The organism is Dysgonomonas termitidis (assembly GCF_054657735.1).
Map to the genome: position 1 here is coordinate 1731841 of NZ_BAAHYD010000002.1, position 25531 is coordinate 1757371.

Here is a 25531-nt window from a genome sequence, read left to right on the forward strand (position 1 = left end):
AGCAGGTACTCAGAGTTTCTCAGAGTAAGCAAAAACTTAGGGAACCTGGCAGCCCCGGGAATACAGGGATGTAAAGTAACGGGATAACGTGTGGGAAAATACAATGCAGAACCACCCTGCCTGGCAGCACGGGATAAATCTGACGGTTCGGGATTTGGTTGTGTGTTATATATATTCAGCGATGCATTGAATGCGCGCGCGTATAGAATGTGTAGGATCGCCGGAAAGGTAATACTAAGGCTTAGTCTCTCTCTCTCTCTCTCTCTCTCTCTCTCTCTCTCTCTCTCTCTCTCTCTCTAGTAAAATATAATTAAGCGCCAAATTTTCAGGAAGAAAAATGGCGTGTGATATTGTGTTTTTTCTATATGTTTCCGTCGTTATATGCATAGCGGAAAACGGTTTTTATTGTTCATTCAGGAAGTGGATGATGTATGATTTTGACAAAAATAGGGATAATTTTTTGATTTATCCGTCATCCTGTTATAAAAAAAATCAAACTACGGATGAGGGTTTGTGGTTTTGATGCGTTTGGCCTAAAAAGAAGCGGCAGAAAGCTGGATTACTATAATATTTTTCTAACTTTGTGAAAATTAAATCCATTATGCCTCATGGGAACAGGAGCAAACAGAGACACATCAACATTAATCAAGGATACTTTTAAAGAAGCTATCGACAGTCTGGCGAAGGATTATAAAGGCAGTTCTCTGACCGATATCTTTATCACTGTGGATAAAGAGAGTGGGGAAGTAGCGTTCTATGACGACGAGGAAAACAAGGTAGCCGAGATCGTGATCTTCAATTGGGTAGACAAAGTCGATGATTTGCCTGATGAAAAGGTTATATCCGTCTTGCGTAAGGTGACTGAGCAACTGGATGAAGAAAATATGTTTTCTTCTCTGGATTTGTTCAAACCTTTCTCTGTCAATTATGCCGATGAGAATTTTGTTGTGATAGAAGAACTTTTGCTTATCAGTGAAGACGATGTCGTGAAAATAGACAACGACCTGATGGAAAAGTTTGACCGCGAATTTGATGAGTTTCTCGATAAGTTACTGAAAGAGTAACGGCTTTATCCATCACCATTTTAATAACTGCTTTGCGCTATACAAACTTACGGTTTTTATAGGAGGGTTATTCTTGTATGGCAAGTTGCCGGGTAATTTATATCGGTTGCTTGTTTCCTGAAAAAATATTACACAGCTTATTGCATATCTCAAATATAACAGTTTACTTTGTGTTTCAAAGTAAAATGCTATGGATACAAATCTGGATGATATAAAACATATACGTTCCATGATGGAACGCTCGAGCAAGTTCTTGTCTATAAGCGGTATGTCAGGTGTATTGGCAGGTACATCCGCTATTGTAGGAGCAATAGTGGCATACCTTGTCCTCGAAGGGCGGTTTACATTTACCGGTTCACTATTGTACGATTTTATCCTCATTGCAGCCGTGGTACTGATTTCTGCCGTAACGGCCGGACTGACATTGTCTGCCCGGAAAGCAAAGTTAAGCAATGCGAAACTCTGGCAGCCTGTAACCTTGCAGATAGCGAAGGATTTTTGTGTTCCACTGGTAATTGGCGGACTGTTTTGCATTATCCTTATATATAAGCATGTCGCCTATCTGGTAGCGCCCGGCATGCTGATATTCTATGGATTGGGACTTATCGCAGCAGGGGCGCGTACATACCGCGATGTGAAAATATTGGGAGCATGTGAAATCATACTCGGGCTGGTTGCTGCTGTAGTAGTAGGCTACGACCTGATATTCTGGGCTGTCGGATTCGGAGTTTTACATATAGTATATGGTATCCTTATCTATTATAAATATGACATGAAGTCTGCTAAAAACGGTTGAATATGAAAGATATTATATCAGGATTGAATAAGGTCTTCGACAGCCGTGTACGCCTGGGGATAATGTCGGTACTGATGGTAAATGACAGCGTGGACTTCAATACGATGAAAGAGTTGCTTGATGTTACCGACGGTAATCTGGCAAGTCATCTCAAAGCATTGGAGAAAGAAGAGGTTATTGAGGTCAGGAAACAGTTTATAGGACGCAAACCTAATACTTCTTATCAGGTTACCCCATTGGGACGAAAGCTGTTTAAAGAACATATCGATGCGCTTGAAAAATTAATAAATCCTTTACCGTAAAATTTTTTATTAATATACTTTGAAATTCAAAGAACTTTTATTTAAATATTAACTTAGAACTTATGAAAACAAACTTTGGAACAAACGTAGACATGCTTATCGTCAAAATCGTTGTCGTCGCTGTCCTTGTAGCGGTAATGCTGCTACCTATTACTATGATAAGAAGCCTGATTGAAGAAAGAGAGCAGAATCAGCAGGCGGCTCAGGACGATATTGTGAACAAATGGGGAGGAGCGCAGGAATTGACAGGCCCTGTACTGGTACTGCCTTATCAGAGCGGTATCGATAAAAACGGTAATCCGCTTATCGCTTACTCTTACTACCTTCCCGATGATTTTCGTGTAGACGGCAATATCACTGCGGAGGAGCGTGCGCGCACATTATTTCATACGCTGGTGTATCAGTCGGATATGAAAATCAGTGGAAAGTTTAGCCTGCCCAATTATGCGAAACTGAATATAAAAGAGGAACAGGTGATATGGCAGGATGCTTTTGTATTAATTGGTATTCCATACCTGCAGGGAGTAAGGAATAAGATTGAGTTTAATGTAAATGGAAAGTCACTGCCGGTACAGCCCGGTGTGAAAAGCAACACGCTTATCGATTCGGGTGTGACAATCGGTATGCCTGTCGATCCGTCGGTAGAGAGTTATGAGTTTAGCTTCAATCTTGGATTGAACGGTAGTGGAGGGCTTTATTTTACCCCGATAGGAAAGGAGAATCGCATTCATCTGAAGTCGTCGTGGAGTACGGTTTCTTTCAATGGGGATTTTTTGCCTGCCGACCGTGTAATTAATAATGAGGGATTTGATGCCAGTTGGAATGTATTCGATTATAATCGCAACTATGTGCAGATGTGGACGGGGAATAACGAGGTGATCAAAACATCTTCTTTGGGTGTAGACTTACGGTATCCGGTAGATAAATACCAGATGACAATGCGTTCGGTGAAGTATGCAATAATGTTTATCGTCCTTACATTTGTAGTCTTCTTCCTTGTAGAATTACTAAGCAAGAAGCGGATTCACCCGGTGCAGTATTTGCTTGTCAGCTGCGCGTTGGTGTTGTTTTATACCTTATTGCTGGCTATATCAGAGCATCTTGGCTTTGGCCTTTCATACCTGATTTCGGGGGCGGCAACCACATTGCTGATAACGGCCTATTCCACCACCATGTTCCGTAATGTGAAACAGACAGCTATTATGGGACTCTTCCTTACAGTGCTTTACGCTTATCTGTATATTATCCTGCAACAGGAAAATATGGCCTTGTTATTCGGCGCGGTCGGATTATTTGTCGCCCTTGCCATAGTGATGTACGTTTTGCGGAAGGTGAACTGGTATAAGAATGAAGATGAAAATAATGAAGCCGGAGAGATCTCTCCGGTATACACACCTGGGGATGGGGATCGTGATATGAATTAAGTTTAGTCGGTCAATATTATCGAGGGCGTAAAGTGCATAAGTAATTGTGTGCCTTTATGCCCTTTGTTTTTGTTTACGTTGATTGAATCATTTTTATCATTTTATCCCTGAAGATATTAAAGATGTTTTATCTATACTATGCGGATGTGAGCCGGATTATCAAAAAGGATACTCTGCTCGCGCAGACGTCTCGTCTGTGTGTTGCGTAGCAAACATTTTTGCCCTGTCAACAAGACACGGACTGGAAGTCCGCGCCAGCGGGGGGCGTTTTGTTTTGTCTCACGCAAAGACGCAAAGTTTTACATCTTACGAGTTGTTGCTGATGACTGTAAATAGTGTTACCTTTGTTACCTTTTTTGATAGTTACAAGTTTGCCTCGCCTTCGCTTCGGCGAATGTTATTTCTGCGCCCTAGGGCAGTTACGAGTTACAAGTTGGTTTACTGTTTACTGTTCACTGAAAAGGTTGTTACCTTTGTTACTTTTTTGATATAGTTACGAGTTGCTTCGCCCTTCGGGCAGTTACAAGTTACGAGTAGACAAGATACGAGATACAAGATACGGGTTGTTAACTGCTTACTGTTGACTGTTAACTGATATATCTGTTACCTTTGTTACTTTTTAACTAAATGTAGTTAATAAATGTAAATATAGAGATGGATTATAAATGATGGACCGGATTTTGTAACTTGGCGTCCCAGTGTGAGAATACTGTTAATTGCTGACCGTTAACTGAAAAAGGCTATCTTTGCATCCGGTTATTAAAAAAGATTGAACAAATGAATCAAGATAAAAAGTGGTATCACTCAAAAGGCTGGGCATTGATGCCGTTGGCAGTGTTTTTCCTGCTGTATGTCCTTACCTTTATTTTCACAGGAGACCTTTATCAGATGCCTGTTTCGGTAGCCTTTATGACAGCATCCATGGTCGCGGTCTTATATTCGAAAGGAGGGAAGCTGGCAAACCGCATCACCCAGTTTTGCCGTGGTGCAGCGAACGAAACCATTATGCTGATGGTTGTTATCTTTATTCTGGCGGGAGCATTTGCTGGTACAGCCAAGGCAATGGGGGCGGTGGACGCTACGGTGAATATGCTTCTCTATCTCTTGCCGGAGCAATCTATATTGGCAAGCGTATTTATTGCAGCTTGTTTCATATCCATGTCTATGGGTACATCTACCGGAACTATTGCCGCTTTGGCGCCTATTGCAGTAGGAGTCTCGTCTCAGGCAGGACTCGATTTACCTATGATGCTGGGAATTGTGATTGGCGGGGCTATGTTCGGAGACAATCTCTCTTTCATATCCGATACTACGATTGTGGCTACACGTACGCAGGGATGCCAGATGCAGGATAAGTTCAAGGTGAATATCCGCATTGTATTTCCTGTTGTCATTCTGGTGCTTCTGCTTTATATTTATCAGGGGCTGGAACTGACCGGCGGAGCTTCTGTTTCGGCAGAGCAGGTAGAATGGGTAAAAGTGCTGCCTTATCTGGCTGTATTGATTACAGCTTTGGTGGGAGTTAATGTGATGGTCGTACTGGCTTTGGGAATTATTCTTTCGGGTGTGATAGGTCTTATAACAGGCGGCTTTGGCGTATGGGACTGGACTGCGGCCATGAGCCGGGGTATCGTCGTGGATATGGGAGAACTGATTATTGTATCGCTGATGGCGGGAGGTATGTTCGAACTGATACGCTTCAATGGGGGAGTCGACTGGCTGATAGGCAAGATGACCCGCAATATACGGTCGAAGCGTTCCGCTGAATTTTCTATCGCCGGACTTATTTCGTTAACCAATCTTTGCACGGCGAATAATACCATCGCCCTGATTATAAGCGGGCCGATAGCCAAGAATATCAGCGATAAGTTCGATTTGGATAACCGGAAAATAGCCAGTCTGCTCGATACTTTCTCTTGTTTTGTTCAGGGCCTGATACCTTACGGGGCACAATTGCTTATAGCTGCAGGGTTGGCTAATGTGAGCCCTGTGCAGATTGTACCTTATCTGTATTATCCTTTGCTGATAGGACTTGCGGCAATAGCATCGATCATATTCCGTTATCCGCGAAAATATGCCGCGTAATGCTGAATGATATAGGTATCCTTATACGAGAGTGACCATTATGTCGCGTTCACGGAGCATATCTATGATGTGAGCAGGCGCGTTGGTATCTGTAATAATATGGTGTATCTTGTTCAGATCGCATATTTTGCAGAAGCCTCGTTTGCCGAACTTTGAAGAGTCGGTCAGTATGATTATCTTTTGTGCCGCGTCTATCATTTGCTGGTTTATGCGGGCTTCGCTCATATCACTGGTAGTCAATCCGTAATCGAGGTCGATACCATCCACGCCAAGGAATAGCTTGTTGCAAGACAGGCTTTCCAGTATATTTTCGGCATAGTGGCCAATGACCGAAACAGAGTTCTTTCTCATATTACCGCCCAGTTGCACTATTTCAATATTCGGGTTGTAGCACAGGGTCAGGGATACTTTTACCGAAGAAGTGATAACGGTGATGTTATGATCGACGTTAATCTCATTTGCGAGAGTGAGCAGAGTGGTGCCGGAAGCTATGATTATTTTATCGTTAGGCTCAAGCAGGCTATTGGCGGCTTTGGCAATTCTTGTCTTTTCCTCCATCTGCATCTTCTCTTTCACATCTATATGTTTATCAGCAATGATAGAACTCAGGCTACTGGCGCTTCCGTGATTACGATAAAGCATTTTTTTGCTTTCGAGATATTTTAAATCTTTACGAATCGTAACTTCCGAAACCTCTAGTTTCTCGCTAAGCTCCTGAACCTTTACATAGCCGTCATGCTTCAGCTGTTCCAGTATGAATTTATGTCGTTTAGCTATATTTCCCATATTTCAAGTTGAAGATTACAATTACCAATTGCAAAGATATGAAAATTTTTAAGAACTGAGTATTTTAAAAACTTGAAAGATATTAGTTTCGTTTTGTATTTCATGAACTGGATTTGGATTGTGTATTGTTTGATAAATACTGTTTTTCTGGAGGACTTTGATTTTGTTGGTTTCGAAATATTTTATTTTATTTGAAAAAAAAAAGTTTCGAATTTGATTAAGAGCTAAACCGGAAAGATTGCGGGAGTGAAAGTATATGACGAATTAGGAAAACAGGAATATACCCTTCAGGCGAAAGTAGTAATAAACGCGACCGGAATTTTCGTCATATCGCGACATGGCCGAAGATGTGGTGGACAGAACTGGTGCAACATTACCTGCTTGTTCCGTATAATCCCGATAAGTAAGTAAAAAAAGTATTTAATGTAATATTTTTAGTCATAACTAACTATTGCTGTTGCAGATATAAAAGCAATAAATAGGTCTGAGACCTTAAAAGGACACAATTTTTTTAACCTAATCAATATCAACCACATGGAAAAGTATATCTTATCATTCGATGCAGGAACTACAAGTTCAAGAGCTATAGTCTTTGACCATAAGGGCGAAATATGCTCTGTTGCACAAAAGGAATTTCCGCAGATATTTCCACAAAGCGGATGGGTAGAACACAACCCGCGTGAAATCTGGGCTTCGCAGGCTGCCGTTGCTGCTGAAGCAATTACGAAAATAGGAATCAACGGTACTAATATTTCCGCGATAGGTATCACCAATCAGCGAGAGACAACCATCGTCTGGGACAGAGAGACCGGCGATCCTGTCTATAATGCCATTGTGTGGCAGGACAGAAGGACATCCGAATATTGCGATAAACTGAAAAACGAAGGACTTCTGCCTTATATTAAAGACAAGACCGGGTTGATCGTGGATGCGTATTTCAGTGCAACAAAAGTGAAATGGATACTGGATAATGTGGAAGGTGCCAGGGCAAAAGCCGATAAAGGGCAGCTGGTATTCGGTACTGTAGATACATGGATTGTCTGGCAACTGACCAGAGGAGAAGTACATGCCACTGATGTATCCAATGCGTCACGCACCATGTTGTACAATATCCATACGCTGGAATGGGATGATGATTTGCTGAAATTGTTTAATATCCCTAAAAGTATGATGCCGAAAGTATGCGCATCGAGTGAAGTTTACGGACATACCAAGACTACGATCTTCGCGTCTAAAGTTCCGATAGCAGGCATTGCCGGAGACCAGCAGGCTGCATTGTTCGGACAGATGTGTGTCGATACCGGTATGGTAAAGAACACATACGGCACAGGCTGTTTTATCCTGATGAATACCGGGGAAAAACCTGTTGTATCGAAAAATAACCTGGTAACTACTATCGGATGGCAAATCGGCGGGAAAACGACCTATGCGCTTGAAGGAAGTATATTTGTGGGAGGTGCTATCGTTCAGTGGTTGCGTGACGGCCTTAAAGTAATCAATTCCTCTTCCGAAATAGAACAACTGGCTATGCAGGTACCTGATAGCGGCGATGTATATTTTGTTCCTGCCCTGACAGGTCTGGGTGCCCCGTACTGGGATCAGTATGCGCGGGGTACGATCGTAGGGATTTCCAGGGGGACAACTTCTGCCCATATCGCCCGTGCCGCCCTCGAAGGTATTGCTTACCAGACTATGGATGTTATCAATGCGATGATCCTGGATGCAGGCGTGGGATTGAAAGAGCTGAGAGTGGACGGAGGTGCTGCGAAGAATGATTTGTTGATGCAATTCCAGGCGAATGTACTCGGGCAAACGGTAATTCGTCCGCAAACAACGGAAACAACAGCCTTAGGCGCAGCCTATCTGGCAGGATTGGCTGTCGGCTTCTGGGAAAATATCGAAGAAGTGAAGAAGCAATGGCATGTAGATTCCCGTTTCGAAGCCGATCCGAAAGTGGATATGCATCTGGCTAAGAGAAAATGGTCTGAAGCGATATACCGCGCACAATCGTGGGTGAAGTAAATCACTGAACATATTTTGATAACACAACACTAATTAGTCGTTATTTTAAATCGGGTCATGATGAAGGATTCGTCCCGGGTTCTTCATCCGGTTCCGGGAGCTGGCAAGCTAAAATAATACAGAACTAAGAGCCTGTTTAAATTTTGCCCGTTCCAATTTTTAGGACTATTTTCAGGCTGATTTATTCTTTTGAGAAACGATAATAGCGGGCTATTGGAGTTGAACAAAAGGGTAAATCAGACAAAAAGAGACTAAAAATGAACGAAGAAAAACTGAAAAAATATTCATAGAAAAATATTCGTGGAAAATTTAAACAGGCTCTAAATTAACCTTTTAATAATTAAGACCATGGGACAAGATATTTTATTCGAATTCATTGGCACAGCCATACTTATACTTTTTGGTGCAGGTGTATGTGCAAACGTTTCTTTAAAGAAAACATTGGGTAATAGCGCCGGATGGGTCGTTATCGCCTTCGGTTGGGGATTCGCCGTATTTGTCGGAGCCTTCATTTCAGCTCCGTTCTCGGGCGCTCACCTCAATCCTGCCGTAACAATAGGTCTGGCTATTGTAGGCAGCTTCAAAGGCAGTATTACCGGCTATATTATAGCCCAGATGTTAGGTGCGATACTTGGCGCATGTATCGTTTATCTTATGTACAAACCACACTTCGATGCGGAAGAAAATCCGAATGCAAAGCTGGGGGTATTCTGTACGGGGCCGGCTATAAAGAATTGGTTCTCTAACTTCTTCAGTGAAGTTGTCGGTACATTTGTTCTTGTGTTTGGCATTCTTTACGCTGCCGGTGCGGAAATAGCAGGTCCATTGCCTGTCGCAATCCTTATTGTAGCCATCGGTATGTCGTTAGGTGGAACAACGGGTTATGCAATCAATCCCGCCCGTGATCTTGGCCCCCGGATTGCCCATTTTATATTACCGATAAAAGGTAAGAGGGACAGCAACTGGGGATATGCATGGCTGCCTGTTGTAGCGCCGATATGTGGCGGATCGCTCGCAGCCTTATTGTATATTGCTCTCGCTGCTTAAATAATTCGTAGAGGCATTCTTTAACCTTTCAAATAGTTAATTATGAAATACTTTAAACTAACAATTCTCGCATTATCCCTTTGCTTATTGCCGTCATTATTTCTGCTTGTTTAGGATGAAGAGAAGTACACCCCGGTAGATTTTCCCCTGCAGTTGAAGAATATGCATCTTTGGAGAGGATTGCAGGTGACTAATACCGCTTTAGGAGTTGTTGACCTGCATCTTAAGGATAAAAGCAACAGCTTTGCCGTCGGGCTGTGGGGCGGTGCCGGATTTACGGGTGATTACAAAGAATTCGACTATTACATGTCATATTCCAGGAGTGGGTTTACAGTTGCGTGGTGGGATATCTATAATTTCTCGAAAAACGCGACATATAACAACAGGCAGGTATTTAATTACAGTGCACGGGATACAGTGCATTTTATGGACCTCTCGGTAGCATACCGTTTTCAGGGAAGTTTCCCTCTGAATATTAGCTGGACAACGGTTATTTTCGGGCGCGACAGAGGGGCTTTGAATGAGAAAAACCTTTATTCGACTTATATGTCTATGGATTATCCCGTTCTCAGGGGAGGTATAGTAGATGTGGATTTGGGGGTTGCCGGAGCATTTGCACTGAATCCGGAGGACGGTACCGATGCGCATTTCTATGCAAAAGATGCGGGGATTGTAAATATAAATGTTACAGCATCGAAGAAGTTAAAGTTTGGAAGCTATATTTTGCCCGTGTCGGTAATGGGTATGTTTAATCCGGCTAATAATGAAGCGGATTTGCAGATCGCATTAGATATATTTTAGCCACTCCTTTTTAATTAAACGTAAGTTTGTGTGTTAAAGAAAGAAGCAGCCCAGATATCCGGACTGCTTCCCATTGTTTCATATAAGATGAAAGCTTATTTCTTTACAGAGAATTTGAAAATTGTTTCGCTCTGATATTTTTCTCCCGGACGAAGCGTAGTTGTAGGCCAGTCTTTTTTGTTAGGAGTATCAGGATATTTCTGAGTTTCGAGACATACGGCTGTACGGTGTTGATAAACAATACCTTTTTTGCCTTTGTCGGTTCCTTGCATAAAGTTACCTGCATAGAACTGCATTCCCGGTTCGGTTGTATATACGTCTAATACGATACCGGTCTTAGGAGATTCTAATGTAGCGGCGACTTTGTTGATATCACCACCTGTATTCAGTACCCAGTTGTGGTCGTATCCTTTACCGTTTACCAGTTGAGTGAAAGTCGCATCGTCGATTCTTGCACCAACGGCAGTCGGTGTGCGGAAGTCCATTGGTGTGCCTTCTACAGTAAGGATTTCTCCGGTAGTCATGAACGTAGAATCAATAGGAGTGTATTGATCTGCATGCAATGTAAGCAACCAGTCTGTATTTTTAGAAGTAGGATCGCCGTCCATGTTGAAATATGAATGGTTAGTCAGATTCACGACAGTAGGTTTATCTGTTTCAGCTTCATATTTTATCTGAAGTGCGTTGTCGTCGCCAAGAATGTAGGTTACTTTCACATTCAGGTTGCCAGGGAAGCCTTCTTCTCCGTCTTTCGACAGATAGGTTAGTTCCAATATATTGTCGGCTGCAAGTTTAGCGTCGAAAATTACGGTGTGGAATCCTTTGTCACCACCATGCAGAGTATGTCCGAAGTTATTCTTTGGTAAATCATATTTTACATCATCAATCTGAAATGTTCCGTTTCCGATACGGTTACCATAACGTCCGATGATAGCACCATAGTTAGATGGTATATTGATGTAGTCCTGAATAGAGTCGAATCCCAATACGACATCTTTCTTGTTCCCGTCTTTATCCGGAACCATAATGGAAACAATACGGCCTCCGAGATTTGTTATACAAACTTCCATTCCTCCAGGATTTGTAAGTACGTACAAATCTGTTTTCTTTCCATTGACTTCCGTTTCAAAATTCTTCTTATCCAAGCCTGATTCCGTAAGCTTTCCTACAGGGGCTTTTTCATTACATCCTACAAAAAGCAGGCTAGCAGCGATTGCTGCAAAAAACATTTTCTTCATAATTTACTTTTATTTTAATGAGTTGATTTCTACACCTTCATTTGTAATCACTACAGGTTTGATATAACCGTTTTCGTCAAAGTACATTTCGTCTATACATGTTATCCTGTGGTTTCCATCAGTTTCGGTTAACGGACGACGGTGATATACAATATAGTATTTATCGGATTTGGGTTCGTGGATCACGGAGTGATGTCCGGCACCCCTGCCAATATTCGGATCTTGTTGCAATATTTTACCTATACGTTTGAATGGCCCGAACGGACTGTCGGCAATGGCGTATGCCACACTATAATCAGGTCCGGTCCATCCGCCTTCCGACCACATAAAATAATATTTACCGTCTTTGATGAACATAAATGGGCCTTCTACATAGTTTTCGGGAGTTACTTCCTTATACATCGTCCCGTCTTCGAATGGGACAATGCCGGTAAAGTCATCTTTTAATTTGGCGACATTACAATGTTTCCATCCTCCATAATATATATAATAACTGCCGTCTTTATCTTTAAAGACAAATTGGTCGATAGGTTGCGCGCCATTATAGAACTTGTCGATAAGCGGCTTCCCGAGATAATCTTTAAACGGGCCTTCAGGTTTATCTGCGACGGCGATTCCAATACCTCCGTATTCGTTATCATTCTGAATATCATTTCCGCCAAAGAGCAGGAAATATTTGTTATCTTTTTTGATTATGGCCGGAGCCCATAAAGCTCTTTTTACCCATTTTACGGCTGATGTGTCGATGATGCGTTCATACTTGGTCCAGTTAACCAGGTCTGTAGAAGAAAATGCATCCATGAAAACCTGCTCGTCGTAAGGAGCGGAATAAGTAGGATAAACCCAGTATTTGTCATCGAAAATGATACCTTCCGGGTCGGCATACCATCCTTCGAATATAGGATTTCCGGATGTCTTTTTAACACTTTGGACTGATTGTTTGTTTTGGCTCCAAGCCTGCATTGCGAGGATGCTTAGAATAATTAGTAAGGAATTGTTTTTCATCGAGAAAATCACTTTTTTGTTAATGACCCATAAAAATAGGAATAATTTCAAATTAAAATGTTCTATTTTAGAATATTTTGATTTTTGTTGTTAATAAACTATCTTTGCTAGGGTGCACGAATAAAAGAATAAGTTCTCCGTTTTATAGATTATTAAATTGTAATTATAAATAACAGTTGATAAATGAAGAAGTCTCTATATAGCTTCGATGAGGTTTTAGATATTGTAAATGCTCAGATTACTCAGATAAACTATACCAACAAACCCCAATCGCTTTTCGATCCCATAACTTATATACTTTCTTTAGGCGGAAAACGGGTTCGTCCGGCCTTGGCCCTGATGTCGTATAATTTGTATAAAGATGATGTGGAACGTGTTATGCCGATTGCGCTGGCCATAGAAGTTTTCCACAATTTTACCCTTTTACACGACGATTTGATGGACAGGGCTGATATGCGCAGGGGCAAACCGACTGTTCATATTAAATGGAATGATAATACTGCCGTGCTATCGGGTGATGCAATGCTGATTGAGGCGTATAAGGAAATAGCAAAGACCGAATCGGAGGAACTACCTCGTGTGCTGGACCTGTTTTCTGAAACAGCGACTGAGATTTGTTGCGGACAGCAATATGATATGGAATTTGAGCAACGACTGGATGTTACCATCCCCGAATATCTGGAGATGATACGGCTGAAAACGGCTGTGTTATTGGCTTGTGCTTTGAAGGAAGGGGCTATTGTTGCGGGTGCTTCGGATACTGATGCGGATAGTTTATACGATTTCGGTATCAATGTAGGCTTGGGATTCCAGCTGAGGGACGATCTGCTCGATGTATACGGAAACAGTGAAAGTTTCGGTAAGAAAATTGGCGGCGACATACTTTGTAATAAGAAGACATTCCTGTTGATTACGGCATTAACCGAGTCATTGACCAGAAAAGAGTTGCTGACATGGATAGATAAAACGGATTTTGAGGAAAATAAAAAAATAGAAGCAGTAACTAAGATATATGATAAGCTTGACTTGAAAACAAAGTCTGAAAATCTTATCAGTGAGTATTATGAGAAAGCAGTAGGCTGTCTGGATAAAGTCAGTATAAGTGATGATAGAAAGACAGAATTGCATAAATTAGCGAAAAATCTGACGTCCCGAATATCTTGAATTTTTAAATTTTAACCCTTAACTACTATGCCGTATCGTCGTTTGCCAAATACAGATAATGCACGAATAAAGGCGTTGAAAGCAGCAATCGAAAAGCATAATTCCCTTTTCGGACAAGGTGTCATATCTCTTGATATCCGCAGGATGGAACTAATGCTGCGTAACTTTGAGAACGCACAGCTTCGTTACCGCGATAGCCTTGAGACTCAGGCTGCATCGAATAGGAAATTTCAGAAACTGGTAAAGAATGCCAGATTGTATATCTCTCATTTTATACAGGTTATGAATTTGTGTGTTATCCGTAACGAAATAAAAAAAGAGCAGAAGCAACTTTATAATATCGATCCGGATAATTTCACGGTACCCGATTTAACGAGTAATGATGCATTGCTATATTGGGGAGATAGTCTTATGAAAGGAGAGCAAGCCCGTTTGGGACAGGGAGGAGCTCCTATCTATAATCCTACTATCGCAAGGGTAAATGTAGCTTTTTCACAGTTTAAGGACGCCTATTTTAATCAAAAAACATATCAGAATACGACCACGCGCCAGTTGGATGTACTTAGTGAACAGAGGAAAGATATGGACAATGTTTTGTCAACATTGTGGAACCAGATTGAATCGGCATTCGCAAATCTTCCGGCCAGGGAACGTTTAGAGAGGTGTAAGGAATATGGAGTCGTATATTATCTGAGGAAAGACGAAAAAGAGAAAGAAGAACGTGAAAATAATTGATACACATTCGCATATTTATTCTGAAGAATTTGACAACGATATCGAAGAAGTTATTCTAAGAGCAAAACAAGCGGGAGTAGAAAATATTTTACTTCCGAATATTGATGTGGATTCAATAGGGCGTTTGCATAATATAGCCGGCAAATATACAGGTTATTGCATTCCCATGATGGGATTACATCCTACAAGTGTAGGAGAGGACTGGCTTTCTCAGATGGAAATTATTAAACAGCAATTTACTAAACGTTCCTATATCGCTATTGGTGAAATAGGACTGGATCTCTATTGGGATAAAACATATGAAAACGAACAGAAACAGGTATTCGAAGAACAGCTTCGCTGGAGTATAGAATATGATTTGCCGGTAGCCATACATTCACGCGATGCGATACCGGAATGTGTAGAATGTATTAAGAATGTAGGTCCCGAAAAGCTGAGAGGGGTATTTCATAGTTTTGGAGGAAGTGAGGACGAATTAGCCGGAATACTGGGGCTGAAAAATTTTTTATTGGGAATCAACGGGGTTGTTACGTTTAAGAATTCTACATTGTCAACTGTTCTGAAACAGGTCGATTTATCTAAAATAATCATTGAGACCGATTCGCCTTATCTCGCTCCTGTACCTTATCGCGGCAGGAGAAATGAGTCGTCGTATACAATAAAGATTGCTGAAAAACTGGCTGAAATATTTGGCCTGCATACAAGCGATGTAGGAGAAATAACGACAGAAAATGCAATAAAGCTGTTTGGATTGGAAAAATAATTTTATCTTTGCAGCCACAATAGTTTTGGAGAGGTGCTCGAGTGGTTGAAGAGGCACGCCTGGAAAGTAAGCTTCTATATAAAAATACCACTTTTCAAACCACACAAAGTCAACCATTTATCAATACATTTTCACTTAAATTTATTTCAATCGTAATATTGTACACACTTTTGTGCACACTATGTGTTGGTTAATACTAATTTTATTTATTTTGTACATCTAAATTAGATGTATAATTACAATTATTATTTTTTAAAAAGGCAATTGATCTTCTTCATAATCCATATCATTATCCATTTGCCTTAAATGTTTAGAATATAAAATAGGTATTAGATTTTGCTTAGATATTATATCATCAGTTGCTATTTCATAGTACATTTCTTCTTTTGCTATTTCATATTCCAATTTAAATATCCTTTCAGTAGAATCTTTATCAATATTATATTCTTTCAGTTTTATACTACTTAAAACACCATCTGAAAAATATAAATATATTTCTCGCTGAAATACTGTCTTGTCTGGTAGGAAATATGGTTTATACATAATACGATGTGGTCTTAATTGCAAAGTAATATATCCGGTAAACCAATTAGCCATAACCTCATCAACATTGCCAAAATAAGTAGATAAAGAAACAGATTTATTATAATCTGTAATTTCATGACCTGATAATGTTGTTAAATACAATGAATTATTTTTCAGTAACCATTTAGTTAATGATAATTCCGGTTCTATTTTAGGCATGTTTGTGTGTTTTTCAAAATATTGCTCAATTGGGTCACAACTTAGATCAAAAATTTCTTTGCATTCATATAATTCAAGTAGGATTATTCTATTAGCTTCCATTGTAATCATCTGTTTATTTATATAAATCTGAATCATGCAACAGATAAAACCAATCCTCTGGAGCATCAGGTTTAGCAACTAGGCTAACAACAGGATTAGCAATACCCTCAGCAGTTTCAAACTTACTGCTAGCACCGCCAATGGCATTACCTGCATCGTTGGTCATAAACAAAGCACCAGTCTTAGGTGACTTGTGAATGTTCAACTTAGAAGTTTTAGCTCGTTCCTTAAACTCAGCAACAGTCATTGTAGAATCTTTCTTTAGAATGAATTGCTGTCGTTCAGTTTCGATTAATTTTGTTACACGAATCTTATTTGAAATATCAATCATTATATTGTTAATATTCATTGTTTTTCTGAATAACCATGCTAGCGAATGAATTACTTTCTGATCCTTTTTAAATTCCCATGTTACATCATAGTAATACTCCATTTCTTTTAATATAAAACAAGAAAATTCTTTTTCATTTTCTTCTCCAAATCTAATATAGTCTCCGGCATTTTGAATTATAATCATAGATTGATATTCTTTTTTTAGTTCATTAATAAGGGGAGTATAATATTCTAATAGCTTTATTTGCTTTTTCTCTGATATACTTATTTCAGGAGATAATGAATTTTTAATTAAACTAGAAGCAAAGTAAATAAGCGCGATTGGTGGTAATAATATTGAAAAAAGTAAATGAAGAAATGTATCATCTTTATTTTTGATTTTTGGTAAACTACATAAAAAGCTAATAAAAGCGATAGTGCACCATAATAAGAAATTTTCGATTGTCATAATTATTTTTTTTAATAAAAGAGGCGTGATACTATCTTATTAGTTCAACGGTATCACCACAACACCAAGCCATAATAAGAAGTCCACGCCCAATAGCATGAACATTTACTTATTATCGTTGTGGCTGTTAAAAGTGGTGATTTTTTGAACCAACGAATAATAATGCAAATGCACTATATGTATGTTTCGAATTTATCTATCCATAGGCAATGATTATTATAGTTTCAACAAAAATATAAATTCTTGATGACTATTAAACCATCTCAAGGATAATAAAATCTTAACATAGGCGTGGACTATATTTTTCCCATCATAATGGAATGTAATTCAGTTATCAGGATTATTTCTTATTCCTAGATTGGATATAAGCGATTAGGCATCGAATAAGAAAGCCTATAATGATTATTAGCATCCAAATTAACACGTTAGCAGCATTATTTGTCATATTATTTCAGTTTTAGTTAAACTTGTGGGGGCTAGTCGCCTTTACCAATAAAGGGCTAGGGTTAGTTATAGTCTATGGAGTACTCAAATACACAGTATATACAGTTAAATATATAGCATAATAACTGTACGGGTGTATTCTTTTATTACTCAAAAAAGGTAGGAATATAAGCAATCTTATGCTCAAACACACAAAATCCAATATGCCTTTATTACTAATTTTATTGGGCTATGTTACGATTTTTGTAAGGTTAGTTGAGGTTAGGGATTATTCTTTCTATAATTTCATTATCTAAATCTTCATTTTGGTAGTTCCAATATTCAATTTTCATTTTTGGTTCTACTCCTATACATTTTGCCAGTTCCTCCATCATAATATTGAATATATAGCCCTCATTACCTGCGGTGGTTGCAATTGAATCATGTATTGTAAAAACTGGCACTTGTCGGTCTGTTTCAGCCCATATTCTCTTACAGCACCTATGAAGTATAATCTCACTTTCTATTGCTTGTAATAAACATGCTAAACGTGCGTATGGCTTTTCTTCATTCAACCCTGCGATAGCCATCTTTATTATCCTAAAGACTTGCATTACAGCAGGAAACTTCTCTTTATAATACTTAGTCAGCCAATAATTTTCATCCTCGGGGTTATGTCTGTTGCTTGAGAATAATATCTGGAACATTGCTACTTTTGCTCTATCTCGGCTTATCTCTATATTTTTTTCATCTTTGACCCAATGTGCTATTGTTTCATACATTTGCCCCGATGCCACAATGCTTTTATATTCATCGAAAATATCAGCATGTAACCCTTGAAGCAAATTTCCCATTATAATGGAGAGGGATTCTCCAGTTGATTTTCTATATAAGAAAGGTTGTTTGATATTATCAGGTAGGGTGTAAAGGTTTATTGGTAATTTTGAGTTTTCACTCCAAAATTCAGGGTTGAATAATAAACAAGCAAGATAAGGTTGGCTGTTGCTAATATCAATAGCAACTAACGGTTGATTATCATATGTTAAGAAGCTCCTGTAATCCTTTTGCATATTAGTTAATACAGAATGTAGGCGATGCACATTATTGTCAATCTGTGCCTTAAAATCATAAATTTTGAGTGCTTCTAGATTGTATAGAATAGCTCTGTATTGGTCGTTCGGGTGCTTCTTTTTACCAGTATCTTTATTCAAATCCCAACTATCTTCTCCCAATTCAATTTTTTTATTTAAAAGTAGGTCTGCATACTGTTCAGCTTTAGTATAGTCAATATTTATTTTCTTTTGTTCGTACCAATATGCCAAGTATGGATAGTTGCGTAACGTATTTTCGTCTTTACCAGTCGATTTATCTTTTTTTGCATATATTGGGTCTATCATTTTTAAGTTGCCTTTCTTGTCAAATGCCTTTCTGTAATAGTGTATTTTGGGTTTTGAATTATTATATCTTTCAGCCCATTTATAGCCCCTTGAATGAACTTTTGGCAGATAATGAGGGTCACATTCTATCACGCCTGTAAGCTCCAAATAATCCAGATAGAATCTATAATCTGTAACTTTTTGATTGAGCATAATTGTATTGATGGGTACAAATCCATCCTCTCTTATCAAATCTTTATTTCTGGCAGGAATAGAGCCTAATAAACCCAATATGTAAATTATTTTATCAGGATCAAAACGTAAATTATATTTTGTTTCATCAAAGCCATATTCTAAAGGTGGGTACTGCTGTAAATGTGCTTCAAGGTCAAAATTACCTGCTAACATTGCATAATGACCTGATGTTTTAAGGGTAACAAGGATCTTACTAACCTTTAATTTCCTTACAGGAGAAACTCTACTATAATCCTTATCAATACCTAATAATCTCTTAATCCAACGAATCCTATCCATTATGCTGGTAAAAACGATTTAACATCTTAGCAAAAATAATAAAATAAATGAGGCGAACGTATTGTATATTCCAAATGTCACCCCATATTATTTATATATTCTTTAAAGGAGATTTTTCATAGCTTCATCAATCTGACTATTTTCGAAGCTGTCGAGGTAGATTTGAGTAGTAGCCAAATCAGAATGACCTAAAGCCTCACTAATCAATGATACATTAACGCCCGATTTCTTCAATATGCTAGCGAAAGAATGTCTTGCGACATACGTTGTAATTGGAATTGACAATCCCAAAGCATTCCCTATCTTTTTTAATGATTTGTTGGCAACATAAGTAATTTTCTTTATCCGTCTATACTTCTGTTGCAAGGTAGTATGTGTATCATCGTCTATAATTGGGAATATATAATCTCTGTCAACCTGAACATATTTGTTCACAATCTCGATAGCCTGTGTTTGGAGAGTAAAGCTTATATGCTTTTTTGTCTTATGTCGTTTATATATCACCCTGCCGTCAACTATATTATCTTTCCTTAGAAATGCCATGTCAATCATATTAATGCCGCAGCCTAAATAACTGAACAAAAATAAATCTTTACTCAACTGCAATCGTGAATGTTGATGTTTCGGTATTGTTGTGATATCAAAATCTATGATTCTTTGTATATCAGCTTTAGATATTGCCCTTTTTACAGTCTCCTCTTTTAGCTGTGAAGTGTTATAATTGTTGAACGGGTAATAATCTGCTTTAACAACATTTTCTTTTATCGCCTTATTATATGTGGCTCGGAATGTACGTATCTTTATGCTTATCGTATTGCCTTTATTACCCCGACTCCTTAGATATGTTTCGTATCTGTTCAAATAGGCTACATCCACATCTGAAAATAATATATTTAACTTTGAAAATTGCCGTAATGAATTGAGTAAAGCTTTGTAATGTTCAGCATTTCCTATTTTATTTTCATTAGTGAGGTTCGATATTATTGTTTTTAAATATTCTTCGACTGTTATTTTCTTTATTGGCTTTTCGACCTTTTCGACTAAAGTTGTTAAAGAATAGTCTTTCGCTATTGTTTGATACTCTAGAACTTGTTGTTGGTACTCTTTTAACTTTTCAGTTATAATCGCTTCTATATATTCTCGGTTAGGGCAATTGGGTTTAGGCTTGTTTTTAACAAAATCCCAGTGTTTGGGATCTAGAGTAATCCCTGTTCTAAGGTATTTCCTTTTATTATTCTTCGTTAATTTTACAACTAAAGGAACTGTTCCATTTGCTAAAGGTCTTCTTGCATCGCAAGTTACAACAATGATTGTTTTCATTTTATGTGCACACTTTTGTACACATAGCTTGCTTGAAAGTGTCTAAATATGTTGAAATATCAGCTTCCTTAAAAATTAGTTTGTGAGTACCAAAATATCTTGTATCTTTGTCCCACAAATAAAAGGAGAGGTGCTCGAGTGGTTGAAGAGGCACGCCTGGAAAGCGTGTATACCCCTAAAGGGTATCGAGAGTTCGAATCTCTTCCTCTCCGCTTTAAAAGTGGCTTAAATAGCCACTTTTCTTGTTTTAATACGGCTTTAATAGCTGTTTTGTGTTCTGTACTTGTCGGTATATTTCTGTCTTTTTCTGTTAAATTTGATACCAAAATACAAAAAGTATCAAAACGGGTATCAAAATTTTGTATCTTCGCAAATATGCTAAATCCAATAAGTTATGAAAGATTATACCATGCGTTTTATTTTCGACAGAAAAAACGAAACCGGATTTCGAGATAATGAAAAAAAAGGGAAATCCGAAAAACATCCAAAAAGAAAACTCAAAGAAACCGGATTGCTTCAAATAGAGGTTCGTAAGGACGGAACAGATAAACGGGTTTATATATCGACAAATTTAAGAATAAAGCCGGAACAATTTTCAGATAAAAACGGATTCACCTGCAAAAACAATGATAACGCAAAGTCTATCACCGGAAAAGCGCATAGCCGTTTCAGGGAAATAGATATTTTTGTTTCATCCGATAAATGCCCATCGATCGAATATGTGAAATATTGGGATAAGCAGGATTTCTCCGCTATTTCGGTAGTAGAATTTATTAATAGTGAGTTAAGGCGCACCAATGCATCTGTTGCCGTAGTGGAATACAATCATTCATTTATCAGGAGGCTGGAAGAATACGGCAAAATAAAAACATTCGAGGATATTACCTATGACAATATAATCGGATTAGATGCCGTGTTACGGAAATATATAATATCTGAACCGACTTTATATAAAAGGCATTCGTTATTCAAGGGATATATTCGGGAAGCTATTAACAGGGGTTTATTTAAGGGCCCTAATCCATACTCATTATTTAAAAATAAGAAGGGGAAATCGAAAGATCCAATCTTCCTGACAGAGGAGGAAATAAATAAGTTAAAAGAATATCAGCCTAACTACGGTTATCTGGAGAGAACAAAAGATTTATTTTTATTCCAATGTTTTTCCGGCTTAGCATATGCCGATCTAATGAAGTTTAGCAAAGAATCAATAAAAGAAATAGACGGTTATAGGGCCATACAGAGCAATCGAGAAAAGAATGATGAAAATTTTATAACTCTCTTTCTCCCGGAAGCTGAAACTATCGCTAATAAATATAAGTACGAATTGCCCAAGGTAACGAATCAGAAATACAACGAATATTTGAAAGAAGTTGCAATGGGAGCCGGCATAAACAAGCCTTTAGTATCACATTCGGCCCGGCACACATTTGCGACATATCTGCTAAACAAAGATATTCCGGTTGAAACGGTATCGAGGGCATTAGGGCATTCGAATATCAGGCAAACCCAGCACTATGCCCGGTTACTGGGTAAAAAGGTAATTGATGATATGAAAAAGTTACTATAAAGCCTATTATTGTTAATATAAAATTATTTATAAGTCTGTAAATCTTTCATATATTTAAACATCCTGTTTGCTTTTTATAATAAATACTTTTGTTTAAAAGATGATTTATTATGAAGCAAAATTCGATAATTATACCGTTAAAAGGCATTGATCGCTCAACTTCCGATCCGCTGTCTGAAAACGGAGCGATGGATGAAGTTATTAACCTGAGGCACGTAAACGGCTCATTGACGCCTTTGGGAGAGTATCAGACCCTTAAAGATACTTTCGGATCTGATATCGATGTGTCTGCGTATGACCTTGTATTTCTGCATAAAACAAATATATTCGAGCATTTTATTGTGTTGCAGGACGGCACTTTATATTATTTAAATGACAATATAAAGGAAGATATCGAAAATTTTCCATCGGGTTTAAATATACCTTCCGATGTTTCTCTATCGTATAATGGTAATATTATAGATGTATCTTACTTTCAGAATGATGATATAATTAACTTTTACCTGTTCTGGAACGGGGAGAAGTATATTTATATGGATTTAGATTTTATTGTCCCGTTGGTGGAGCTGCGGAGGACAGCCCGAGATGATTTAACCTATTCCTTTTATTCTGAAACAATCTTCAATATAGGTACAACTAATGAAATAAGGGATGCGAAAGAACGCCGTTTTTCCGCTTTAAAGGGTTATATAAATGAATCGGCGTATAATATGCAGGCTGCTGGTAATATATGTGGCAGTTTCTCGTGGATGTACGCGATTAAATTATATGACGGTACGTATATAAAGACAAGCCCTTTATTCTTTTGTACACAATTAGATCCGAAAAATAGGAACTATGCTAATTATGATAATCCCGATTATAATAATTATTCTTTCTTTCAATATTTTGGAGCGACAGATGAACGCTATTATAGTGATACGCAAGCAATTTATAAAGTAAAAGCTCAACTCCTAGGATGTAAACCGGATGTAATATTTAATTCTCTAAAAAAACTAAAGCCGGTAAAGGATATTATTCTTTCGATAGACCTGTTCATATCTTCTCCTATTATTCCTATAAGACAGGATGATAATTTAAATTTATTGATGCAAACTCCATTTCCTTATTTAAAAACAGACGATGAATTAACAAAGGAATATGAGAAAAAATCACCGTTATTTAAGTTCGCTTCATTTGAATTGGATGATCTTGATTTAGACTTAGAAGGAACCCCACAGGTAAAGCTCGTTACCGATTTTGACTTCAATAATCTGACGCTGGGAGAAGCATGGAATAGTGATTTTGATAATTACGCAAAAATGATATCCGTGGTTTCATATCTTTATAATAATAAAATACATAAAGCTGATATAACATCAAAGCTGGCTAATATATTCCCTTTCAAATATTATCAGGATCAGCCTATAAGATTCGATAAAAAGGATGGGACTTACACATACGAAACACCTGCATCCAGTAAAAGAATATCAAACTTTAGTACCCTGTCACAGCTACTGGTAAGAGTATTATTAAAGACTTCAAACGGAGATGCTTCTACAGCTTGTGTCAGATATTTCAGTATTAACGGGAATGAATTTCTTGCATACGATGGAACTTATATTAATAAAATCAGCGTGTTATTATCATATCCTGATATAAGGGCATATAGGATGCAGATCGTTCTAACGTACAATGATGGGACGACAAACGGGACTATAATAGATGTCCCGTTAAAACCTCATCCGTATTTTAATCTTGCTTATTATTTAGCTGATGGATTAAGGCCTATAGATTATCCAACAGATTATGAAATATTTAATATTGATTGGTTTACGCCTAAAAATCTAATATCAAAAAGCCCTAATATTATAAAGGTATCCGAAACGGATAATATATTTGTTTACCCGTCTGAGAATACATATACGGTCGGTGCCGGGAAGATACTGGGCCTTTGCTCAAATACGAAAGCTATTAGTACGGGCCAGTTCGGGGAATATCCGTTATATGCTTTCTGTTCGGATGGTATTTTTGCGTTAGGCCTTGGCTCGGAAGATGTCGATTATGCATCTATACGCCCGGTATCTAGGGATGTATGCAATAATCCGGATAGTATTATTCCTATCGACAATGCGGTGGTATTTTCAACTAACAGGGGATTATTAATGATTTCCGGAGAACAGATAACTGAATTATCTAAATTCGTAGAAGGCAATCCTTTTAATTTCAAAAGTGGAATAAGTACCATAAATTTATTAAACCAGGCCCTGGATAATGATAATCTTGTACGTCTCTCCGGATCTATATCTTCAGTAGACTTTAACGAATACCTGAAAGAGGCTAAGATCGGGTTTATTTATAACCACAACAGGGAATTGATCGTTAGTAACTCGGATTATGCATACAGCTATATATTCTCATTTGTCTCGCAGGCATGGACTAAAGTTGATTTTGTACCGGGCAAGTTTATGGCAAACTATCCATTGCTGTACGGTATATTTGGCGGCAAGATATTTAATATTACAGACGAAAAAACGGATGTCGCTAAAGAAACATTTTTTCTAACAAGGCCTATAAAAGTGAACGGCCAGAATTATATCAGGCCGGTACGGATAATTTTAAGGTCCCTTATCAAACCGAATAAATACTCGGGACTATATGTATTCGGTTCTGTCGATGGCCTTACATGGAGATTTATAGGAGGGCGTGAATATAACGGTAAACTATCCCATTCTGACAATCTGAATGATTTTGCCCACATCGGATGTGATGCATCCCGGGAGAAAATAAGATATATCCGCATAGCATTTGCGGGTAACGTAAAATATGACACAAAGTTAGACTACTTGGAAGTATACGCATTGCCAACAATTGATAACTCAAATTAAATAACATTATGGAACATCCTTTTTATTATAAATTAGAAGATATACACGAGAAAGTATTTGAACGGACATCCCTGATAGCCCGGAGCAAGAAGGTTGACGGAGTAGTTCCTGAGCACCTAATATTCTACAGGCAGCATGATACTATATTTAAAGACCTATTCGATAATGCAGCTTCAGATATATTCGATGCGCTTTCTGGATATAGCAAAAGTAATCATATTCCCGATAATGTAGAGGATGAGGCGTACGATGAGCGCAGCTGGTTTATAAATATTGATATGCCGGATAAATTCGATACGAATCAGGCCGGTTATATCAATACGGAAATAAAAAATGCGCTTATCAATAATATAATAAGCGCATGGCTGATGCTGGCTGGAACGGAAGACGGGAATATATACGAAGCATATTACACTAAAAATATATCGAATATCCTATTCAAATTGAGCCAGAGAAATAAGATAATAAGGCGACCGTTTAATAGCTTTCCGTAATATTATTTATGAAAAACCCAAAAGCCGCCCATCTTCCCAGACAAGCGGCTCCATCCTTACCTAACACAATACCATGAAAAACTCAAAA

The 25531-nt window shown here is 38.2% G+C and carries 22 protein-coding genes and 1 tRNA gene; 15 read left to right on the forward strand and 8 right to left on the reverse strand.

The window, feature by feature from the left end; translation table 11 throughout:
• Positions 1 to 234: 234 nt before the first annotated feature.
• Positions 235 to 387: a hypothetical protein gene (locus ACYQ3L_RS11250; protein WP_459952407.1), complete on the reverse strand. Its 153-nt coding sequence runs from the start codon at positions 385 to 387 to the stop codon at positions 235 to 237.
• A gap of 221 nt (positions 388 to 608) precedes the next feature.
• Here ACYQ3L_RS11250 and ACYQ3L_RS11255 point away from each other — a divergent pair, with 221 nt between their 5' ends.
• From ACYQ3L_RS11255 to ACYQ3L_RS11275, 5 genes are all read left to right on the forward strand, one after another.
• On the forward strand, positions 609 to 1064 hold the full coding sequence (locus ACYQ3L_RS11255; protein WP_379993311.1) for a hypothetical protein: 456 nt from the start codon (positions 609 to 611) through the stop codon (positions 1062 to 1064).
• 190 nt (positions 1065 to 1254) lie between these two features.
• Positions 1255 to 1860: a hypothetical protein gene (locus tag ACYQ3L_RS11260; RefSeq protein ID WP_379993312.1), complete on the forward strand. Its 606-nt coding sequence runs from the start codon at positions 1255 to 1257 to the stop codon at positions 1858 to 1860.
• 2 nt (positions 1861 to 1862) lie between these two features.
• A complete protein-coding gene (locus ACYQ3L_RS11265) occupies positions 1863 to 2162 on the forward strand; it encodes a winged helix-turn-helix domain-containing protein (RefSeq protein ID WP_379993313.1) in 300 nt (99 codons plus the stop codon).
• A gap of 62 nt (positions 2163 to 2224) precedes the next feature.
• Positions 2225 to 3586, forward strand: coding sequence for a cell envelope integrity protein CreD (gene creD, locus ACYQ3L_RS11270; protein WP_379993314.1), 1362 nt, complete (start codon positions 2225 to 2227; stop codon positions 3584 to 3586).
• Positions 3587 to 4363: 777 nt separating this feature from the next.
• Positions 4364 to 5671 carry a Na+/H+ antiporter NhaC family protein gene (locus ACYQ3L_RS11275; protein ID WP_379993315.1) on the forward strand — a complete coding sequence of 436 codons (1308 nt, stop codon included), beginning with the start codon at positions 4364 to 4366 and terminating at the stop codon, positions 5669 to 5671.
• A gap of 21 nt (positions 5672 to 5692) precedes the next feature.
• Here ACYQ3L_RS11275 and ACYQ3L_RS11280 read toward each other — a convergent pair whose 3' ends face one another.
• Positions 5693 to 6457 (reverse strand): DeoR/GlpR family DNA-binding transcription regulator, encoded by a 765-nt coding sequence (locus tag ACYQ3L_RS11280; protein WP_379993316.1) that lies wholly within the window; start codon positions 6455 to 6457, stop codon positions 5693 to 5695.
• A 534-nt stretch (positions 6458 to 6991) separates the two neighbouring features.
• Here ACYQ3L_RS11280 and glpK point away from each other — a divergent pair.
• The 3 genes from glpK (at position 6992) to ACYQ3L_RS11295 (ending at position 10327) form a co-directional block, all read left to right on the forward strand.
• Positions 6992 to 8479, forward strand: a complete 1488-nt coding sequence (gene glpK, locus ACYQ3L_RS11285; protein WP_379993317.1) for a glycerol kinase GlpK — start codon at positions 6992 to 6994, stop codon at positions 8477 to 8479.
• Positions 8480 to 8827: 348 nt separating this feature from the next.
• The gene (locus tag ACYQ3L_RS11290; RefSeq protein ID WP_379993318.1) at positions 8828 to 9526 is read left to right on the forward strand and encodes an MIP/aquaporin family protein; all 699 of its coding nucleotides are present in this window, start codon (positions 8828 to 8830) and stop codon (positions 9524 to 9526) included.
• Between the two features lie 162 nt (positions 9527 to 9688).
• On the forward strand, positions 9689 to 10327 hold the full coding sequence (locus ACYQ3L_RS11295) for a hypothetical protein (protein ID WP_379993319.1): 639 nt from the start codon (positions 9689 to 9691) through the stop codon (positions 10325 to 10327).
• 95 nt (positions 10328 to 10422) lie between these two features.
• On the opposite strand, the gene ACYQ3L_RS11300 is transcribed toward ACYQ3L_RS11295, so the two are convergent.
• Both ACYQ3L_RS11300 and ACYQ3L_RS11305 read right to left on the reverse strand, forming a co-directional pair.
• Positions 10423 to 11565, reverse strand: coding sequence for an aldose epimerase family protein (locus tag ACYQ3L_RS11300; RefSeq protein WP_194223569.1), 1143 nt, complete (start codon positions 11563 to 11565; stop codon positions 10423 to 10425).
• 9 nt (positions 11566 to 11574) lie between these two features.
• The gene (locus tag ACYQ3L_RS11305; protein ID WP_379993320.1) at positions 11575 to 12570 is read right to left on the reverse strand and encodes a glycoside hydrolase family 43 protein; all 996 of its coding nucleotides are present in this window, start codon (positions 12568 to 12570) and stop codon (positions 11575 to 11577) included.
• Between the two features lie 183 nt (positions 12571 to 12753).
• On the opposite strand from ACYQ3L_RS11305, the gene ACYQ3L_RS11310 reads away from it, so the two are divergent.
• Genes ACYQ3L_RS11310 through ACYQ3L_RS11320 form a run of 3 tightly spaced genes read left to right on the forward strand, consistent with a single transcriptional unit; the run spans position 12754 to position 15232 of the window.
• The gene (locus tag ACYQ3L_RS11310; protein ID WP_379993321.1) at positions 12754 to 13734 is read left to right on the forward strand and encodes a polyprenyl synthetase family protein; all 981 of its coding nucleotides are present in this window, start codon (positions 12754 to 12756) and stop codon (positions 13732 to 13734) included.
• Positions 13735 to 13761: 27 nt separating this feature from the next.
• Positions 13762 to 14469, forward strand: a complete 708-nt coding sequence (locus ACYQ3L_RS11315; protein WP_379993322.1) for a hypothetical protein — start codon at positions 13762 to 13764, stop codon at positions 14467 to 14469.
• Positions 14456 to 15232, forward strand: coding sequence for a TatD family hydrolase (locus tag ACYQ3L_RS11320; RefSeq protein ID WP_379993323.1), 777 nt, complete (start codon positions 14456 to 14458; stop codon positions 15230 to 15232). The genes ACYQ3L_RS11315 and ACYQ3L_RS11320 overlap by 14 nt, the downstream gene beginning before the upstream one ends.
• A 252-nt stretch (positions 15233 to 15484) precedes the next feature.
• Here the strand turns inward: ACYQ3L_RS11320 and ACYQ3L_RS11325 are convergent, their stop codons facing one another.
• From ACYQ3L_RS11325 to ACYQ3L_RS11340, 4 genes are all read right to left on the reverse strand, one after another.
• Positions 15485 to 16078, reverse strand: coding sequence for a hypothetical protein (locus ACYQ3L_RS11325; protein ID WP_379993324.1), 594 nt, complete (start codon positions 16076 to 16078; stop codon positions 15485 to 15487).
• A gap of 13 nt (positions 16079 to 16091) precedes the next feature.
• Positions 16092 to 16859, reverse strand: coding sequence for a hypothetical protein (locus ACYQ3L_RS11330; RefSeq protein ID WP_379993325.1), 768 nt, complete (start codon positions 16857 to 16859; stop codon positions 16092 to 16094).
• A gap of 695 nt (positions 16860 to 17554) precedes the next feature.
• The gene (locus ACYQ3L_RS11335) at positions 17555 to 19192 is read right to left on the reverse strand and encodes a hypothetical protein (RefSeq protein WP_379993326.1); all 1638 of its coding nucleotides are present in this window, start codon (positions 19190 to 19192) and stop codon (positions 17555 to 17557) included.
• A gap of 102 nt (positions 19193 to 19294) precedes the next feature.
• Positions 19295 to 20512 carry a phage integrase SAM-like domain-containing protein gene (locus ACYQ3L_RS11340; protein WP_379993327.1) on the reverse strand — a complete coding sequence of 406 codons (1218 nt, stop codon included), beginning with the start codon at positions 20510 to 20512 and terminating at the stop codon, positions 19295 to 19297.
• 124 nt (positions 20513 to 20636) lie between these two features.
• Between ACYQ3L_RS11340 and ACYQ3L_RS11345 the strand changes: the two genes are divergently transcribed.
• The 4 genes from ACYQ3L_RS11345 to ACYQ3L_RS11360 all read left to right on the forward strand — a co-directional run bounded on the left by ACYQ3L_RS11345 (position 20637) and on the right by ACYQ3L_RS11360 (position 25443).
• Positions 20637 to 20724 (forward strand) — tRNA-Ser (locus ACYQ3L_RS11345).
• Positions 20725 to 20906: 182 nt separating this feature from the next.
• A complete protein-coding gene (locus ACYQ3L_RS11350) occupies positions 20907 to 22082 on the forward strand; it encodes a site-specific integrase (RefSeq protein WP_379993328.1) in 1176 nt (391 codons plus the stop codon).
• 110 nt (positions 22083 to 22192) lie between these two features.
• The gene (locus tag ACYQ3L_RS11355) at positions 22193 to 24949 is read left to right on the forward strand and encodes a hypothetical protein (protein WP_379993329.1); all 2757 of its coding nucleotides are present in this window, start codon (positions 22193 to 22195) and stop codon (positions 24947 to 24949) included.
• A gap of 8 nt (positions 24950 to 24957) precedes the next feature.
• On the forward strand, positions 24958 to 25443 hold the full coding sequence (locus ACYQ3L_RS11360) for a hypothetical protein (RefSeq protein ID WP_379993330.1): 486 nt from the start codon (positions 24958 to 24960) through the stop codon (positions 25441 to 25443).
• Positions 25444 to 25531 lie beyond the last annotated feature (88 nt).